Here is a 17,515-nt window from a genome sequence, read left to right as displayed (position 1 = left end):
TCCTAAAGCGCAATTTCATCAAAGCGGGTAACGCACGCGTGGGTATTGCCCGCCTGGGTGCCTTCGCGAACTAACTGCAGGGTCTGCATGCCCGCCTGCTTGGCGGCGTCCAGCTCTTCGACCACGTCCGATAAGAACAGCACCGCTTCCGGCGGTAGGTCAAGCTCAGCGATAATTCGCTGATAGGCTGTGGCTTCGCGCTTATGGCCAATATGGGTATCAAAGTAGCCGCTAAACAGGGGGGTTAAGTCGCCTTCATCGCTGTAGCCAAACAGCAGCTTCTGCGCCTGCACGGAACCTGACGAATACACGTACAGCGCTTTGCCTGCCTGCTGCCACTGGCGCAGTGCTGGGGCTACATCGTTATACAAATGGCCTTTAAAATCGCCACGTTGATAGCCATCGGCCCACACCATGCCTTGCAGTGCTTTCAGCGGCGTGACTTTTTGGTCGGTCTCGATCCAGTGCAGTAACTGCGCAATGACGGCATCCAGCGTGGCATCAGGGGCATCCATTTCACTGCGCACGGCGCTAATTTGCTCGGCAACCGCAGGTGTGTCTGCATTCGCGCGTAGAAAGTCGGGCAGTTTGGCCTGGGCGTAGGGAAACAGCACCTTATGCACGAAGTTAATATCCGTGGTGGTGCCTTCGATATCGGTTACAACGGCGCGAACAGCTGGGTTACTCATTTAGACCACCGGCTCTCTTCAAGTACACAGGACAGTAAAAATTCAATGGCTTCCAAGTGCCGACGGCAACTAGCGATGCTATCGCCCACGGCATAAATACCGTGCCCCGCTACCAAAAAGCCCCAGGGCATCGGCCAGCCGAGGCGTACATGCTCCGCTAGCTCGTCCATATCTTGGGAATTTGGTACCACAGGTAAGAGAACCGAGGCATCATGAGTCACGTTGCCCTGCAGAGCTTTTTGCATCTCGAAGCCACTTAGCTCAATGCCGTTTGGAAAGCGCCGTGACAGCACAGTGCTGGCTAGGGTATGGGTATGCAGCACGCAGTTAATGGTCGGGTCTAGCCGATAAAGCGCAGCGTGAAGATCACTTTCCGCGCTAGGTTTCCCATCACCGGATAGCACCTTGCCATCCAGGTTGCAGAGCAAGAGGTCATCGGCCTGAATGCGGGTTTTATCCCGGCCAGAAGCGGTGACAAGATAGCCCGCCTCGGTACGGGCGGAAAAGTTACCGCCAGTGGCGGGTGTCCAGCCTTGCTGCGCCGCCCATGAAATGGCGGCCAGCAGTTCAGTTTGTAGCGTCATCATAGGATCTGCGTCGCCTCATCTAGTAGCAGCCATTCTATATGATAAGCTTCGCGCCTGATAAGCCGCGCCGTTGTTCTGCTAGTCAAGTTCGAGTGCTCAAGGAGTCCAGCAATGCCACACCTACAGTCACGCAGTTTACGGGTCTATGCCGACCACCTTGAGTATTTGGATCAAACCCAACTGCCCCAGGCGGAACAGTGGGTGCGCTGTGACTCGCCAGAAACGTGGCAGGTAGCGGTAAAAAGCTTAGCGATTCGCGGCGCGCCGCTGATTGGTTTGAGCGCTGCTTTCGTGCTGGCTCAATACGCCGCGCGTCATCCGCAAAGTGATTGGCAGTTGGTAAGTGATCGCTTACGCGCCACGCGTCCCACCGCAGTGAACCTGATGTACTGCCTGGATGCCATGGAAGCCTGCTTTGAGCAAGGCGTCGACGCCCTGGCCGAACGTGCCGCTGAACTGTTTGCAGAAGACCGCGAGCTTTGTCAGCGTATGGCCGAGCGGGGGGCTGACCTTTTGCAATCAGGTGATCGCGTCCTGACCCACTGCAATACCGGCGCGCTGGCCACCGCAGGTGTTGGCACCGCTATCGGCGCACTCGCAGTTGCCAAGCAGCGCGGTGTAACGCTGCATGTGTATGTGGATGAAACCCGCCCGCTGCTGCAAGGTGGCCGTTTAACCGCTTGGGAAATGGCCGACTTAGGTATTCCCTATCAATTGATTGCTGACAGCATGGCCGCGAGCTTAATGGCAGCGGGGAAAGTCGATAAAGTCATGGTTGGTGCCGACCGCATTTGCGCCAACGGTGACTTCGCTAACAAAGTGGGTACTTACATGCTCGCCGTTGCCGCCCACTACCACAATGTGCCGTTTTACGTGGTCGCACCCTACACCACGGTAGATCCCGCCTGCGCCACTGGTACCGAGATTCCTATTGAACAGCGTGATGCGTCAGAAATCCGCGGTGTTTCAGGCGCTTTTGGTGATGTTGTCTGGGCTCCCGAGAATGCCCCCGTGTGGAACCCTGCCTTTGATGTGACACCCGCCAAACTGGTCACCGCCTGGATTTTGGATACCGGCGTGTTTGATGCCGCCGCCATTGCCCGGGGCGAGCATTGCCGATAACGCCGCCGCGCTAACGTGGTGCCGCCAGAGACGCCCGTACACAGTGTAGGATGGGATAATCGATACGCCCTTCCAGTGCCTCGAAAACCACTTTCAGCCCTTGGTCTGGATAGTGCGCAAAGGCGGTGCGGATCTGCTCCAGGGTTACGGGATTCAAGTCGACGACTTCTTCCAGCGCCAGCCCGCCGCTTTGAATCACATCACTCAGGTGGCGATAAATGGTGTTGGCGGCCAGGCCGCGTTGCTCGGCGACTTCCTCAGGTGTTAACCCCTTGCGCAGCAAGGCGGCGGATTCCAAGGCACTGCTGCCCACGGACGGGGTGTCTTGATGGATTTCCTGGTGCGCCAGAATAACGGCCAGAAAACCCTCACCGTAATCCGCCAGCTTGCGCGCACCGATACCCGAGATCGCGCCCAGTGCCTCTAGGCTTTGGGGTTTCTGTTCGACCAGTTCGGCCAGAGTGGCATCGTGGAAGATTACATAGGCAGGCACGCCCTGGGCTTCGGCAAGTGCCTTGCGGTGCTGGCGCAGGGCTTCCCACAGCGCGCCGTGGCCTTGCGCTACCGAAGCGCCCTTGCTGCTGCGCCGGGCGGCCTTGGCCTTGCTTGGCTTACGCAGGGTTAGCGACTGTTCGCCACGCAGTACTGGCTTGGCGTTGGCCGTTAAGCGAATCCCGCCGTGACCTTCCATATCCACGCTTAGCAAACCGCTCGCAATCAATTGGCGAAACAGCGCCTTCCATTCGTTGGACGAAAGGTCGCCGCCAATGCCAAAGGTGCTGATCTTGTCGTGGCCAAAGCGGGTGATACGCTCGTTGCTTTTGCCCAACAACACGTCCACGAGATAGGTCACGCCGAAGCGCTGTTCGGTGCGGTAGACACACGACAGCGCTTTTTGTGCCGCCACGGTGGCCTCCCAAGTGTCGGGCGGGGTCAGGCAGTTGTCGCAGTTGCCGCAGGGCGTGTCCAGAGGGTCGCCAAAGTAGTGGAGAAGCGCCTGGCGTCGGCAACTGATGATTTCGCAAAGCCCCAGCATGGCGTCGAGTTTCTGCTGCTCGATGCGCTTTTGCTGGTCGGCGGCGCTGGAGTCCTGCTGCATCTGGCGCAGGGTGATTACATCCTGAAGCCCGTAGGCCATCCAGGCATCGGCGGGCAGGCCGTCGCGCCCGGCACGGCCAGTCTCTTGGTAGTAGGCTTCGATGCTTTTGGGCAGGTTGAGGTGGGCGACAAAGCGCACGTCCGGCTTGTCGATGCCCATGCCGAAGGCGATGGTGGCCACTACCACCACGCCATCGTCACGCAGAAAGCGGGTTTGGTGTTGCTGGCGCTGCTCGGCAGGAAGCCCAGCGTGGTAAGGCAGTGCGGTCAGCCCCTGGCGTTCCAGCCAGGCGGCGGTTTCCTCCACCTTGCGCCGGGAAAGGCAGTACACAATGCCCGCCTCACCATCGTGGTGCTCGCGAATAAAGCGCAGCAGCTGTTCCTTGGCGTTACCCTGATTCTCGGCGATATGGTAGCGAATGTTGGGCCGGTCAAAGCCGCTGTTGTAAAGCGCCGCCTCGTGGAGCTGCAGATGCTCCATGATATCGCCCCTTGTGGGCACATCGGCAGTGGCGGTCAGGGCGATGCGCGGCACCTGGGGAAAACGCTGCTGCAGGTGGGAGAGCTGGCGATATTCGGGGCGAAAGTCGTGACCCCACTGGGAGACGCAGTGGGCTTCATCAATGGCGAACAGCGCGATTCGGGTCTGTTCTAGCAGCATCTGCATACGCGCTGTGGCCAGCCGCTCGGGTGCAACATAGAGCAGATCCAACTCGCCATTTCGCAGTCGGTTCTCCACATCGACCGCCTCGTGATAATCGAGACTGGAATTCAGATAAGCCGCCCTGACCCCGTTCTGCTTAAGCGCGGCCACCTGATCCTGCATTAGCGCGATCAGCGGCGAGACCACAATCGCGGTGCCTTCGCGCAGCAGGGCAGGGATCTGATAGCACAGTGACTTGCCACCGCCGGTGGGCATCAGCACCAGCGCATCGCCCCCAGCAATTACATGCTCAATGATGGCCTGCTGAGGGCCGCGAAAGCTATCGTAGCCAAATACTTCCTGCAGTACCTTGAGGGCTGCTGGATGGGGGGCGCCGTGCATCAATGCTCTCCTTGTCTCGTGCTTGAGGGAGAATTGTCGCACGAAAATTCAAGGGAGTTTGTTTCGCGAATGCCGACGCTGAGAATATGTCCAGCCTCATGGTGACTCAAAGCAATCCAGCGAGGTTGCTACTCTTTATGGCGAAATGTATCGACAAATGCCGAGAAGGCAGGCGAAGACTGTCGACGGTTCGGGTAGTACAGGTGAAAGCCAGAAAAATAGGGCGACCAGTCGGTCAATACCTTTTTGAGCCGACCATTTGCAAGGTAAGGAGCGGCTAAAGCCTCTGGTACGTAAGCTAGACCGATCCCATCCAAAGCCGCATTAAGTACATGAACGATACTGTTGAAGACGAGCTGTCCCTGGCCCTTGACGGTGAACTCCTTACCTTCCTTTTCAAACTCCCAGGCATAGATTGCTCCATCGGGCCTGTGGCGAATATCCACACAGGCGTGCTGGGTCAGCTCATAAGGTGTTTGAGGTTCGGGATGTTGATTAAAATATTCCGTTGAACCCACTACCACCAAGCGCATTTCAGGGCTGAGCGGAATCGCAATCATATCTTGGCTAATCGCTTCGCCAAGGCGTATACCGGCATCAAATCGCTCTGTCACCACGTTGGTAAACCCGTAATCCACATAGAGCTCAATGGTGACGTCAGGATAATTTTCCAGAAACTCGGCCATTTTTGGCCTCAAGCAAAGCGCAATCTGATCATCGGTACACGATATGCGGATGGTTCCTGCTGGTTTGTCACGCAACTCTCCTAACGCCTCTACTTCCATTGCAATCTGATCAAAAAGAGGTGTAAGCGACTGTATCAGCCGCTCACCCGCTTCCGTTGGTGCGACATTTCTTGTAGTGCGGGCCAGTAATCGCAGCCCAAGGCGCTGCTCTAGGGATTTCATACGATGACTTAAGGCTGATGGCGTCACTCCCAGCTTGGCAGCTGCTTTGGTAAAGCTTTGGTCTCGTGCCACGGCGAGAAAAGCCTGTAGGTCATCGATTCTCGAATTTGCCATTGCTGAATTTTACTCACAGGTTCATAAACATTATCCCCACTAATCAAAATGGAAGGCTGATGTCAATATGTGTTCAGTAAAAGAAGGTTATTCGACATTCACCTTAACCATTCACTGCTTGAGGGAAGACGTTTTGAGCACACTAGCTTCTGACACCGCACCTACCAATCGCGTTACTCAGCAGGAAAATAAATCGCAGCCTGCTTATTGGAGCGGTGTTTTTGCGATGACGCTCTGTGTCTTTGCGTTGATCGCCTCGGAATTTATGCCGGTTAGTTTGCTAACTCCCATTGCTAACGACCTACGCGTCACGGAAGGGCTGGCAGGCTACGGCATTGCTATCTCGGGAGCCTTTGCGGTCTTAACCAGCCTATCGATTTCAAAACTCGCAGGCGGAATCGACCGAAAAAACTTGCTGCTTATTTTAACGGCACTGATGAGTGTCTCTGGGCTAATCGTTGGGTTGGCGACTAACTACACGATGTACATGGTGGGGCGGGCACTGATTGGTGTTGTTGTGGGTGGCTTCTGGTCGATGTCTGCGGCAGTCGCCATGCGATTAGTGCCTGCTGATAGTGTTCCCAAAGCATTGGCGATTTTTAACGGGGGCAATGCGCTCGCGGTGGTGGTCGCTGCTCCGTTAGGCAGCTATTTGGGCGGAATGATTGGTTGGCGTGGGACGTTCTTTTTCCTAGTGCCAGTGGCGTTTGTTGCCATGGTTTGGCAATGGATCAGTTTGCCCTCCATGAAAGCGACTCCACAGGCGAACGGTGCTGGCAACGTATTCACGCTGTTGAAGGATCCCCTAGTGTTTTTAGGGATGATGGCGGTGGGCATTTTCTTTATGGGGCAGTTCGCACTGTTCACTTATGTTCGTCCCTTTCTTGAAACCGTCACCGGTGTTGATGTGCCGATGCTTTCGCTGATCCTGTTGGTACTGGGGATTGCCGGGTTGGTCGGTACCATGCTGATCGGTGGATTTATTAAAAAAGGGTTGTACCGGATATTGGTTGTTATTCCGCTGTTAATGGCGGCCACCGCGTTGGCGTTAGTCGCCTTCGGTAGCTCGGTCGCCGTGGCCTTTGTTCTGCTGGGATTCTGGGGATTAGTGTCTACGGCAGCGCCCGTGGGTTGGTGGGCATGGCTCGCTAAATCCGTGCCAGAAAATGCCGAAGTCGGCGGTGGGTTGATGGTAGCGGTAATTCAGTTATCCATCGCGCTGGGATCAACCGTAGGCGGTCTACTGTTCGATTCGGCAGGCTACCGGAGCACCTTTGTGGCAAGTTCTGCCGTGTTGTTGTTCGCGGCTTTCCTCGCCTTTATGACCTCAAGATCGCAAGTCCGGTAAGCGGTATGAGCCGGACGTCACGCCAGGAGAAACCCATGACCACGAGCCTTAGAGCCAATCAAAGCAGTTGCCGTCACCCGGCCATCAAAAATCGCCGAGTGCATGGCCTGCGGACTTATTGGGGACTCGCCCTGTTTGCGTTTGCGCTTGGTGGAGGCAACGCGGCTCATTCCGCGACGTCAGAACCGTCCACTGCCGCCGCAACAGCCACTGTACAACCGGAGGAATCTCGCATGTGGATGACCGTCGGCGAACGCCGTTTCTCCATCACGCTGGACGGCACTGAAGCAGCTCATGCGTTTGCTGCGCTGCTGCCGATCTCGATGGATATGGGCGACCTACATGGCAACGAGAAATACGCAGATCTGCCTCAAGCACTGCCGACGGACGCAAGCCGCCCCGGCACGATCCACAACGGCGATCTCATGTTATATGGAACGAAGACTCTGGTTGTCTTCTATTTGACGTTCGATTCGGCTTACTCCTACACGCATCTTGGTCGCGTAGATGACACTGACGGCCTGATCCAGGCTCTAGGAAGAGATAGTGTGCGAATCGATTTTTCAATGAACTAGATTGCGAATCCATGAAGACCACGATCTTGATTAAGCCTTCCGCTCTAGTGCCTCACTGGCCGATAGGTTCGCACCTCGCACTCACCAGGAACTGAGACACTCGGCCCATAGATGCACCTTGGTGTCCGCAATGATATCCAGGGTGTTGACCTAGCTTCCTCAGCCTCCAACCAGTAATGGAGAAACCCATGAACGAATCTACCCCGAAATCATTAGATAGTAACCAGTTCATTACATCGCGCAGGGGCTTCATAGAAGGATCCTTGCTGGCCGGTACAGCAGTATTTTTTGGCGCACAGTCCGCCTTGGCTGCCACAGGCGAGGCGCCCCTATTGATGACGCAAGAATGGGACAAGACTTTTCCGCAAAGCAATCAGGTTGATCATGAGAAGGTAACGTTCAAGAATCGTTATGGCATTACCCTGGTTGCTGACCTATACCTACCGAAAAGTCGTATTAATGAACAATTGGCGGCTATTGTTATCGGTGGCCCGTTCGGCGCAGTGAAAGAGCAGTCCTCCGGTCTATATGCGCAAACATTGGCTGAGCGCGGTTTCGTTACGCTGGCTTTCGATCCATCTTATACCGGCGAAAGTGGCGGAGAGCCACGCAACATTGCCTCGCCTGACATCAATACTGAAGACTTTAGTGCCGCAGTAGACTTTATTGGTTTGCAGCCCTACGTTGATCAAGAATGTATTGGGGTCATAGGTATTTGCGGTTGGGGGGGTATGGCATTGAATGCTGTCGCTGTGGATAAGCGTGTTAAGGCTGTCGCGGCTAGCACTATGTATGACATGACGCGGGTCATGTCTAGGGGCTACAACGACAGCATGACTTCCGAGGAGCGGGCGCAAACACTGGAGCAGTTGAGTCGGCAGCGTTGGTTAGATGCGGAAAACGGGAGGCCCGCTTATCAACCGCCTTACAATGAATTACAGGGTGGTGAGGCTCAATTTCTTGTCGACTACCATGACTACTACATGACACCGCGTGGGTACCACGAACGTGCAGTTAACTCGGGCAATGCCTGGTCGCAGACCACACCGCTGTCGTTCATGAACATGCCGCTGCTGACCTATATTCATGAAATTTCGCCTCGCCCCCTTCTGTTGATTCATGGCGAAAACGCGCACTCGCGCTACTTCAGTGAAACCGCCTATGCAGCTGCCGCGGCGCCCAAGGAGCTTCTGATCATTGAGGATGCAAGCCATACTGATCTGTATGATCAAATGGATAAGATACCGTTTGATCGGCTGGCAGAGTTTTTTGACGAACATCTGAAGTAAACGCCACGTCGAGGCAGCTTGCGTTCTCATTGAGAATTTTCGTTCCAGTAGTGAGGGGCTGCGCCCGGATGGCGATATTCCTTCGGTGGAGACAGTGGCTATGGTCCTCACTTTGCCGAGACTGGCTAGCGCTTTGATGGGTTTGACTTAGTCGGTCAGTACGACCCACGCTGGGCCTACATCCATTTGACGCCCATAATAGGTGAGCCCATCTTGCTTGATGATAGTGAACAGCGATTTAGCGCGTGGTGGGAGTGAGCTAAAAGCAAAGCGTTGTTAATCATCACTAGAGTGTCATTAGGTCTTCGATTAGCGAATTCCTGCCCGTAAAAACGACTGGACAAACTGACGCTGAAAGAGCAGGAAAGCGACTAGCAGCGGGGCGATGCTTAACAGCGTCGCAGCGCTAACGGTGGCCCAGTTAACGCCGGTTTCGGGCGCGGAAAACACCCCTAATCCTACCGTTAGCGGGCGGCTCTCTACTGAGTTGGTGACCACTAACGGCCAGATAAAGTTGTTCCAGTGGTGGCTAATCGAGACCAGTCCGTAAGCAAGATAGGTAGGCTTGGCTAGCGGTACGTACACCTTCCACAAAATTTCCAGCCAGTTGCAGCCTTCAATGCGGGCGGCGTCTTCCAGCTCCCTTGGAATGGTTTTAAAGGTTTGGCGGAGCAGAAATATACCCAGGGCGCTGGCTACGTAAGGTAAGCCAATTCCAGTGATGGTGTTGATTAGCCCCAGCTCACTGGCAATGCGGTAGTTCTCGACAATCAGCACTTCTGGGAACACAAAGAGCTGAATTAGCACCAGCATAAACAGAACGTTCTTGCCGGGAATCGGAAAGCGCGCAAAGGCAAACGCCGCCAGGGTGCAGACCACAAACTGACCGATGACCACCCCTGTCACCAGCGCAAAGGTATTTAGGTAGTAGCGGGCAAAGGGCGCTTGAGACCAAGCGTTAGCGAAGTTCTCCAACGTCAGCGGAGCGAAGAGCGCAAAGTTGACCATAAACTCGCTGGGGTGGAAAGCGGCCCAAAAGGCGTACAGCAGCGGAAAAATCCAAATAATCGCCAGTAGCCAAGCGGCCACGGTTTCCAGCGCTGGAATTGAGAAAAAGCGGGAGCGGGGCGCATAGGAAGTGGTCGTATTCATTGATAGTGCGTCCTGCGATCTAAAATCGTGAACTTAAGCGTCGCCACTACCGCGAGTACCAGCAGAATAACCACCGTAATGGTGGCGGCCGTGGTGCGGTCAAAGAACGAAAACGCATTCTCGTAGACGTAATAAAGCAGCAGGTTGGTGGCGTTGTTAGGCCCGCCCTTGGTCAAGATAAACAGATGATCCACTACCCGCACTGAGTTAATCAGCGCATTGATGAGCACAAACAGTGTGGTGGGCATGAGTAGCGGAAAGGTGACCCGCCAGAAAAAGCTCCAACGGCTAGTGCCTTCTAAATCAGCCGCCTCTTTTAACTCGGGTGGCATACTCTGTAGCGCCGCCAAGTAGAAGATCATAAAAAAGCCAGCTTCCTTCCACACCGACATCACGATCACCGAACTTAATGCAACGCTTGGATCGCCCAGCCAGTTCACCCCGGAAAAGCCCAGCATGCCGAGCAGTTTATTGAATAGGCCAATCTGCGGCGCGTAGAAAAACATCCAGATATTGGCCGCGGCGATCATGGGTAGAATCGTTGGCGTAAAGTAGGCCATGCGCACAACGCCCCGCCCGCGAAGCTTGCCATTGACGAATAGCGCCATACCCAAGGCCAGCGCGATAGACGTAGGAATCGTACCGACGGCGTAGATTAAGTTGTTACGCGCTACTTTCCAAAACGTCGGGTCATCGAACAACACCTGATAATTTTCAAGGCCGACGAATTCAGTGGGTGCACCGCGAAAGCCGGGTAAAAACAGGCTGTTAATGACCGTTGTTACGGTCGGTAAATAAGCAAACGTCGTTAGCAGTAGCGCAGCTGGCAGTAGCAGAAGCGCGCCGTAGAGCTGCATTTTGCGGTGGTTGGTGAATGACATAGTGACGTACCGCACGTTGAAAAAGCCGGGGCGCGCCCCGGCGAATAGTAAAATGGCTAACGATTAGCGGGCGTAGCGGCGTAACACGCTATCGGCCTCTTGCTGCGCTTGGCTAAGCGCTTCTTGCGGCGTCATTTGACCGGTTAGTGCCGCCTGCACGGCGTTATCCAAGGCGCGGCGAATGCGGCCACCCTGGTAAGTGGAAAGCTCTGCCGTGCCATGCTCAAGCTGGTCGCGGGCAACCGCGGCAGGTGGGAACTCTTCCACATAGCCTTGCAGCGCGTCGGTTTCGTAGGCAGCGGGGCTAACGCCCATATAGCCGGTTTCAATCGACCAGGCGGCAGCCCGCTCCGGGGCAGTCATCCAGCGAATAAAGGTCATCGCTGCGCGCTGCTCTTCTTCTGTCGTATCTTCAAAAATGTAGAAGTTACCACCGCCGGTGGGGCTGCCACGCTGGGTTTTCATCGGCAGCATAGCGACGCCAAAATCAAAATTGGCTTCGCTGCGTACCGCGGTCAGGTTGCCCGTGGTGTGCCACATCATTGCCGTGGACTCTTCAAGGAAGTTCTGGCGCAGGGTGCCCCACTCAATGGTGCCGTCAGGCATGGCATTGTGCTCGGTGGCTAACGATACCCAGTACTCCAGCGCTTCAACCGCTGCGGGGTCGTCGAAGTAGACCTCGGTGCCATCTTCGCTCATTAGCCGGTGGCCGTTCTGAAAAGCAAAGGCCTGGAACATCCAGTAGGGGTAGCCAGTCGATGGCACCATCACGCCCCACTGCTCGCCGTTGGAGGCTTCGCGCACGGTAGCGGCCATCTCGGCCATCTCTTGCCAGTTCTCTGGGGGCGTTTCGGGATCTAGGCCGGCGGCTTCAAAAGCGTCTTTGTTCCAGAACAGTACGATGGTGGAGCGCTGGAAGGGGATGCCGTAGGTTTTGCCATCCAGTTGGCCATTTTCCATCAGCCCTGGGTAGAAGCCATCGAGCCATTCGCGCTCTTCACCGGTTTCGACCAAGTCATCAAAGGCGACGATGGCGTTCTGCTCAATCAGCTCGTAAAGATCGATGGAGAACATGACCGACAGCTGCGGCGTTTCACCCGCTTCCATCGCCGACATGGCGCGCACGCGGGTGTCGTCGTAGTTACCAGCGTAGATCGCTTCCACATTGATATCGGGGTATTCGCTTTCGAACTCTTCCACCAGAGTATCAACGACGTCGGTGAGTGCACCGCCCACTGCGACCGGGTAGTACATGGTCAGATCGACGCTATCCGCGTTTACCTGGGCGGCGCTTAACAAGCCCGCTGCCAGGGCGGTCATTGCAAAAGGGGTACGCAAACGCATAAGAGACTCCGCAAGTGTCAATACTGCTGTCAGTGTTGGAAAGAGCCCACCGCCGGTGGGCGAGGAACGCTTCGATATGAGCTGGGTAAGGGGAGCGGCGTCAGGTCATCCCGCCGCAGACCTTCAGCATCGAAAAGGTGTGTATTCTCTGGCATCCAGTAGAGGCTGCATGGCTGACCTGCCAGCGCCTGCTTGCCGCTAAGCCGCACGCGTAGGGTGTGCGACCCCACTGCCACATAAGCAATGGTATCCGCTCCCAGGTACTCTTCACTTAATACGTTAGCGGGTACGCCGGAACCGGGTGCGATACGCAGTTCGATATCTTCCGGGCGGATGCCCAAATGTCCGCCAGTGGCGTCCAAGGGGGCTACGGGAGTACTTGGTTCGCCTTCGATAACGGCGCCATTTTTACCGGCCACTAGGGGCAGCAGGTTCATGGCGGGGCTGCCAATAAAACTGGCGGCAAAAGCGCTAGCGGGGCGGTTATAAAGCTCGTCGGGGGTGCCGTCCTGGACGATTTTGCCGTGCTGCATCAAAATCACACGATCGCCCATGCTCATTGCTTCCACTTGGTCGTGGGTGACGTAAATCACCGTCATAGTCAGGCGACTTTGTAGTGCTTTGATTTCCCTACGCATGTCGCTGCGCAGCCGAGCGTCCAGATTGGATAGCGGTTCATCCATCAGGCAGATCGGGTGTTCGGAAATAATTGAGCGCGCCAAGGCAACCCGCTGGCGTTGGCCGCCGGAAAGTTGCGCAGGTTTGCGGTCTAGGTAATCGGTTAAATCAACCAGTTCGGCGACCTTAGCCAGTCGCTGGCGCTGCTCATCTTTGGGTACCTTGCGGCTGCGCAGGCCAAAAACGATGTTGTCGGCAACGCTCAAATGCGGAAACAGCGCGTAGGACTGAAACACCATGCTCAGTCCACGGTCGCCGGGCGGCAGGCGGGTAACGTCGCGCTCGCCGATATGAATACGCCCGTCGCTGGCCTCTTCCAGGCCCGCGATCATGCGCAGCGTGGTGGACTTACCACAGCCTGAAGGGCCGAGCAGAATGACAAATTGCCCAGGCGTGACGTCGAAGGAGATGTCATCGACGGCAGTAGTCGCGTCCCAACGTTTAGTGACGCGTTCCAAGCGAATACGCGATTGGTTTGACATAGCACACACATCACCGGCTGTTGGTTGTTATTGGTTCAGCTTGTGTTGAAGGTGTTGCCGTTGTATGACACTTACATGGATGGTTGATGACGGCCGTTGTGTCAAGCGGAAAATTCACTTGGTGACTTTGATGCCATAACGTTGAAGCCTGCGCACCACGCTGGATTGGCTAACCCCCAGTCGTTCAGCAATGGCGTACGTACTGGGAAACGTTTTGCTCAACGTTTCCAAGGTTTCGCGCTCTAGTCTGGCGAGGTACTGCTTTAGGGTTTCTTCGGGGGCTAAGGCGGCTATTGGCGAAGAGATTGACGTTTGCGGCAGATTAGCAGGGGGCTGCTCCGTAGGAAGGCTAGGTGCTTCAATTTGATCCGTCGGGCTGGATAGCCAAGCTCTTTCCAACCAGTTTTCAAGCTCGCGGACGTTACCTGGCCAGTCGCTTCCCATTAACGTTGACCATACTGGGTTGCCCAGGATTTTTTGCCGCCCATAGCGTTGGTTAAGGCGTTTCAAACAGGCTTCCACGAGATCAGGAATATCTTCTCGGCGGTCGCGTAAAGGGGGAAGCGTGACCGGTATAACGTTGAGACGGTAGTAAAGATCCAGGCGAAATAGGCCCGCTTCTACTTGTTTAGCTAAATTCTGATTCGTGGCGACGACTAAGCGAAAGTCCACTTTACGCGGTCGTGTATCGCCTAGCCGGGTGAGGCTTCCGTCCTGGATAACTTTGAGTAGTTTGGTTTGCATTAATAAGGGAAGCTCACCGATTTCATCGAGAAACAGTGTGCCACCTTCCGCTTGCTCTAATAAGCCTGCTTTTCCTTGGCGAGCCGCGCCGCTGAACGCGCCGGGCTGATAGCCAAACATCTCAGACTCAAATAAGTTTTCGGGAATGGCCGCACAGTTAACCTCAATAAAGGGATGGTTATGGCGTTGGCTCCAACGGTGCAACTGTTTGGCAAACGCGGTTTTCCCCACGCCCGACTCTCCCAGCATCAATACATTAGCGTCCGAGGGGGCGACCCGTTTGAGGAGCAAGGCGACTTCACGCATAACGTGGCTTCTCGCCTGCAAGTTATCCAGCGCGTCGTCCAGCGCTTGTTCCTCGGCACCGTGGGCTGCTTGGCTACGTTTTAAGTGCTCACTAAAGCGTTTCTGGAGTAGTGCATATTCGTCTTGTAGGAGCTGTAAGTCGGTTAAGTCTCTGGAGCGGCTGATAACACGCTCTAACTTCCCATTCACAAAGACAGGGTAGGCTTGAGCTATCACACGGCGCCCGGTGCCTGTTACCTGCATAAGTTGGGCCGGCTGGTGGGTGCGCATCACTTCTAAGGTGATGGATGGCTTCAAAATGCCTGCTTGCTGAAGCTGGTAAACGCTACTACCTAGCAATTCTTCCCGGGGCGCGCCATAAACAGCCTCAGCGCCGGGGCTGATATCAAGCACTCGACCCTCTCCGCTGACGATAAAGAAGTGATCGTTGGCGGTTTCTACAATGGTTTTTAGCACGCACTTATCGATTTCACTCACAGCGATTGTCTCTTGAGTAACCTGTAATTCATTTTTGCATCAATGATGCATAGATGACTTAAGTGTACGTGATTTTGATTCATTACTGCATCAATAATGGCTGAAAGCCCTATTATTAGGGCGTTTAGAGACTTGGCATGTTCTGTGCAATGTAGTTGTTATTCCGCGCTACAACATGAACAACGCCAAGGAGATCTGTATGTCTGATTTTAACCAGCCGCTTGGGGGCAATAGTATGCCGCGCTTTGGTGGGCCAGCCACTATGATGCGTTTACCCACTCAGGAAAGTGCTGCTGGCTTAGATGCTGCTTTTATCGGTATTCCAATGGATATTGGTACGTCTAACCGCCCGGGTACGCGTCTTGGCCCACGTCAGATTCGTGATGAATCTCGCATGCTGCGACCCTATAACATGGCGACCCGCGCCGCTCCGTTTGAAAGTTTACAAGTGGCTGATATAGGCGACGTGCCCATCAACACGTTTCACCTGCCCAAAAGCGTCGACATCATCACAGACTTTTATGATGACGTGCTTAAACACAACTGCATTCCGCTAACGTTGGGTGGCGAACACACCCTGACACTGCCCATTTTACGTGCCATTGCCAAAAAGCATGGGCCAGTGGGGCTGATCCATATTGATGCCCATGCCGATGTGAACGAGCACATGTTCGGTGAGCCAATTGCCCATGGCACGCCGTTTCGCCGTGCTCAGGAAGAAGGCCTGTTAGCCCACGGCAAAGTGGTGCAAATTGGCCTTCGTGGTACCGGTTACGCAGCCGAAGATTTTGATTGGTGCCGAAGCCAGGGTTTCCGCGTTGTTCCCGCTGAAGAGTGCTGGCATCGCTCGCTGGCCCCCTTGATGGAAGAAGTGCGCGAGCAGATGGGCGATGTGCCTGTCTATATCAGCTTCGATATCGATGGCCTGGACCCATCCGTTGCACCAGGAACGGGGACGGTAGAGATGGGCGGGCTGACCTCAGCCCAGGGGCTGGAAATTGTCCGCGGTGCGGCAGGCTTGAACATCGTCGGCTGTGATCTAGTGGAAGTGTCGCCTCCTTATGATCCCAGCGGTAATACCGCATTGATGGGCGCCACACTGCTGTACGAAATGCTCTGCGTGCTGCCGGGCGTGAAACACAGTGATTAAGCTGTCCTGAAATAGCTCATAAATAAAAAGCGCTTATCTGACAAAGCGCTAATGGTCAGAGAAATGGCAGGCTACTTATTGCCTGCCAGGACGCCACCAGCCCACCTCCAATAATCACTTCCAATAGGTGAACCGTATGTCTTTCTCTCAAGTAAAATTGGATGACGCCGAGCCGTCGGCTCCAATCCATCGTGCTCATTTGCTGAAGTTTTTGATTCCCTCCTTAATTGGCGTCCTCTTGTTTTTGGTGCCTTTTCAAGTGGGAGGAACGATTAATATTGGCATGGGCCTAATGGCCGATGGGTTGCAGTCGCTGCTTGGCTCTGCACTACCTGCCATTGCCATGCTAGTCCTATGTCTGTCCGTAGTGATAACGCTTTACGTTAAAGTGGCAAAGCCTAACTGGGCGCAACGTGGTCACTTTCAAGAGATGTTTGACGTAGACACTATTTGGGTAGTGATGCGCATCTTAGGTGGCATCTTTGTCGTCATGACCTTTTTTCAAGTCGGCCCAGAATTTGTGACGGCACCGTTTACTGGCGGCGTAATGCTCAATGATTTGGCGCCGGTGCTACTGACGTTCTTCTTCTTTGCGGCGATTCTGCTCCCGTTTTTGGTCGAATTTGGCTTTATGGAATTTATCGGCACCATGGTGCGTAAGCCGTTTCGGGTGATTTTCAATCTTCCTGGACGCAGCGCTATCGATGCAACGGCTTCTTGGATGGGGTCAGGCACCGTGGGTGTATTGATCACCGCCCAACAGTATGAACAGGGTTATTACAATGCTCGCGAGGCATCGGTCATTGCGACTAACTTTTCAGTGGCTTCCATCGCGTTTAGTCTACTGGTTACTAACTTTGTTGATATCAATCATCTCTTCGTACAGTTCTACTTTACGGTAGTCGTGTCAGGGCTGATTGCTGCCATCATCGTGGCGCGGATTCCCCCTCTATCGCTAAAATCTAACGACTACTACGAGCCTGTTGGCTGCCAGTTAAGCGAGAAGCGCACCGAAAATGTAGGGCTGTTTCGTTACAGCTTGCTCCAGGCAACTCGCCGGGCAGCGGATGCGCCAGGGCCAAAAGAGTTGGTGCGTTTAGCTCTACTCAACGTGATTGATATCTTTTTGACACTGCTGCCTTTGGTATTTGCCATCGGCACCGTCGCGCTGATTTTAGCCGAGTTTACGCCGCTGTTTACCTGGCTCTCTTATCCCATGGTGCCGGTGCTTGAGTTGCTGCGTATCCCCGAAGCACAAGCGGCTGCTCCAGCGACGTTGGTCGGGTTTGCCGATATGTTCTTGCCGGCGGTGCTGGCGACGAACATTGAAAGCGAGCTGACTCGTTTTGTGATCGCTTGCTTGTCCATGACACAGCTGGTGTATATGTCGGAAATTGGCGCGCTGCTACTTAAATCAAAAATCCCTATTAAGCTCTGGGAGCTAGCCGCCGTTTTCTTACTTCGCACGGCCATTACGCTGCCCATCATCGCCTTTATGGCCCATACATTTTTCTTCTGAGAGGGCC

15 protein-coding genes are annotated in these 17,515 nt (G+C 54.8%); 6 read left to right on the top strand and 9 right to left on the bottom strand.

The window, feature by feature from the left end; all coding sequences use genetic code 11:
- Positions 1-2 precede the first annotated feature (2 nt).
- Positions 3-689 carry an acireductone synthase gene (gene mtnC / locus NF683_RS03830; protein ID WP_253921300.1) on the bottom strand — a complete coding sequence of 229 codons (687 nt, stop codon included), beginning with the start codon at positions 687-689 and terminating at the stop codon, positions 3-5.
- Positions 686-1,276: a methylthioribulose 1-phosphate dehydratase gene (gene mtnB / locus NF683_RS03825; RefSeq protein ID WP_253921299.1), complete on the bottom strand. Its 591-nt coding sequence runs from the start codon at positions 1,274-1,276 to the stop codon at positions 686-688. The genes mtnC and mtnB overlap by 4 nt, the downstream gene beginning before the upstream one ends.
- A gap of 111 nt (positions 1,277-1,387) precedes the next feature.
- On the opposite strand from mtnB, the gene mtnA reads away from it, so the two are divergent.
- Positions 1,388-2,398: an S-methyl-5-thioribose-1-phosphate isomerase gene (gene mtnA, locus NF683_RS03820; protein WP_253921298.1), complete on the top strand. Its 1,011-nt coding sequence runs from the start codon at positions 1,388-1,390 to the stop codon at positions 2,396-2,398.
- Positions 2,399-2,408: 10 nt separating this feature from the next.
- Here the strand turns inward: mtnA and recQ are convergent, their stop codons facing one another.
- The gene (gene recQ, locus NF683_RS03815; protein ID WP_253921297.1) at positions 2,409-4,541 is read right to left on the bottom strand and encodes a DNA helicase RecQ; all 2,133 of its coding nucleotides are present in this window, start codon (positions 4,539-4,541) and stop codon (positions 2,409-2,411) included.
- 128 nt (positions 4,542-4,669) lie between these two features.
- Entirely contained in the window at positions 4,670-5,563 is an 894-nt protein-coding gene (locus NF683_RS03810) for a LysR family transcriptional regulator (RefSeq protein ID WP_193060087.1), read from the bottom strand.
- A 133-nt stretch (positions 5,564-5,696) separates the two neighbouring features.
- On the opposite strand from NF683_RS03810, the gene NF683_RS03805 reads away from it, so the two are divergent.
- From NF683_RS03805 to NF683_RS03795, 3 genes are all read left to right on the top strand, one after another.
- Positions 5,697-6,911, top strand: coding sequence for an MFS transporter (locus NF683_RS03805; RefSeq protein ID WP_226912313.1), 1,215 nt, complete (start codon positions 5,697-5,699; stop codon positions 6,909-6,911).
- A gap of 35 nt (positions 6,912-6,946) precedes the next feature.
- Positions 6,947-7,486, top strand: a complete 540-nt coding sequence (locus NF683_RS03800) for a cyclophilin-like fold protein (RefSeq protein WP_253921296.1) — start codon at positions 6,947-6,949, stop codon at positions 7,484-7,486.
- Positions 7,487-7,674: 188 nt separating this feature from the next.
- Positions 7,675-8,775 (top strand): alpha/beta hydrolase, encoded by a 1,101-nt coding sequence (locus NF683_RS03795; protein ID WP_253921295.1) that lies wholly within the window; start codon positions 7,675-7,677, stop codon positions 8,773-8,775.
- Positions 8,776-9,084: 309 nt separating this feature from the next.
- Here NF683_RS03795 and NF683_RS03790 read toward each other — a convergent pair whose 3' ends face one another.
- The 5 genes from NF683_RS03790 to NF683_RS03770 form a co-directional block, all read right to left on the bottom strand.
- Complete coding sequence (locus NF683_RS03790; RefSeq protein WP_253921294.1) at positions 9,085-9,927, bottom strand: carbohydrate ABC transporter permease; 843 nt, start codon at positions 9,925-9,927, stop codon at positions 9,085-9,087.
- Positions 9,924-10,808, bottom strand: coding sequence for a carbohydrate ABC transporter permease (locus NF683_RS03785; RefSeq protein ID WP_253921293.1), 885 nt, complete (start codon positions 10,806-10,808; stop codon positions 9,924-9,926). Before NF683_RS03785 ends, NF683_RS03790 begins: the two co-directional genes overlap by 4 nt.
- A gap of 63 nt (positions 10,809-10,871) precedes the next feature.
- On the bottom strand, positions 10,872-12,152 hold the full coding sequence (locus tag NF683_RS03780) for an ABC transporter substrate-binding protein (RefSeq protein WP_253921292.1): 1,281 nt from the start codon (positions 12,150-12,152) through the stop codon (positions 10,872-10,874).
- A gap of 29 nt (positions 12,153-12,181) precedes the next feature.
- The gene (locus NF683_RS03775) at positions 12,182-13,312 is read right to left on the bottom strand and encodes an ABC transporter ATP-binding protein (protein WP_253921291.1); all 1,131 of its coding nucleotides are present in this window, start codon (positions 13,310-13,312) and stop codon (positions 12,182-12,184) included.
- Positions 13,313-13,426: 114 nt separating this feature from the next.
- Positions 13,427-14,839 carry a sigma-54 interaction domain-containing protein gene (locus NF683_RS03770; protein ID WP_253921290.1) on the bottom strand — a complete coding sequence of 471 codons (1,413 nt, stop codon included), beginning with the start codon at positions 14,837-14,839 and terminating at the stop codon, positions 13,427-13,429.
- 199 nt (positions 14,840-15,038) lie between these two features.
- Here NF683_RS03770 and speB point away from each other — a divergent pair, with 199 nt between their 5' ends.
- Together speB and NF683_RS03760 are read left to right on the top strand one after the other, a co-directional pair.
- On the top strand, positions 15,039-15,989 hold the full coding sequence (gene speB / locus NF683_RS03765) for an agmatinase (RefSeq protein ID WP_089040718.1): 951 nt from the start codon (positions 15,039-15,041) through the stop codon (positions 15,987-15,989).
- Between the two features lie 136 nt (positions 15,990-16,125).
- Positions 16,126-17,508 (top strand): YjiH family protein, encoded by a 1,383-nt coding sequence (locus NF683_RS03760; protein ID WP_089040719.1) that lies wholly within the window; start codon positions 16,126-16,128, stop codon positions 17,506-17,508.
- Positions 17,509-17,515: the final 7 nt, after the last annotated feature.

The organism is Halomonas sp. MS1, from assembly GCF_024182575.1.
Classification (GTDB): domain Bacteria; phylum Pseudomonadota; class Gammaproteobacteria; order Pseudomonadales; family Halomonadaceae; genus Vreelandella.
This window is presented reverse-complemented; position numbering and strand designations above follow the sequence as displayed.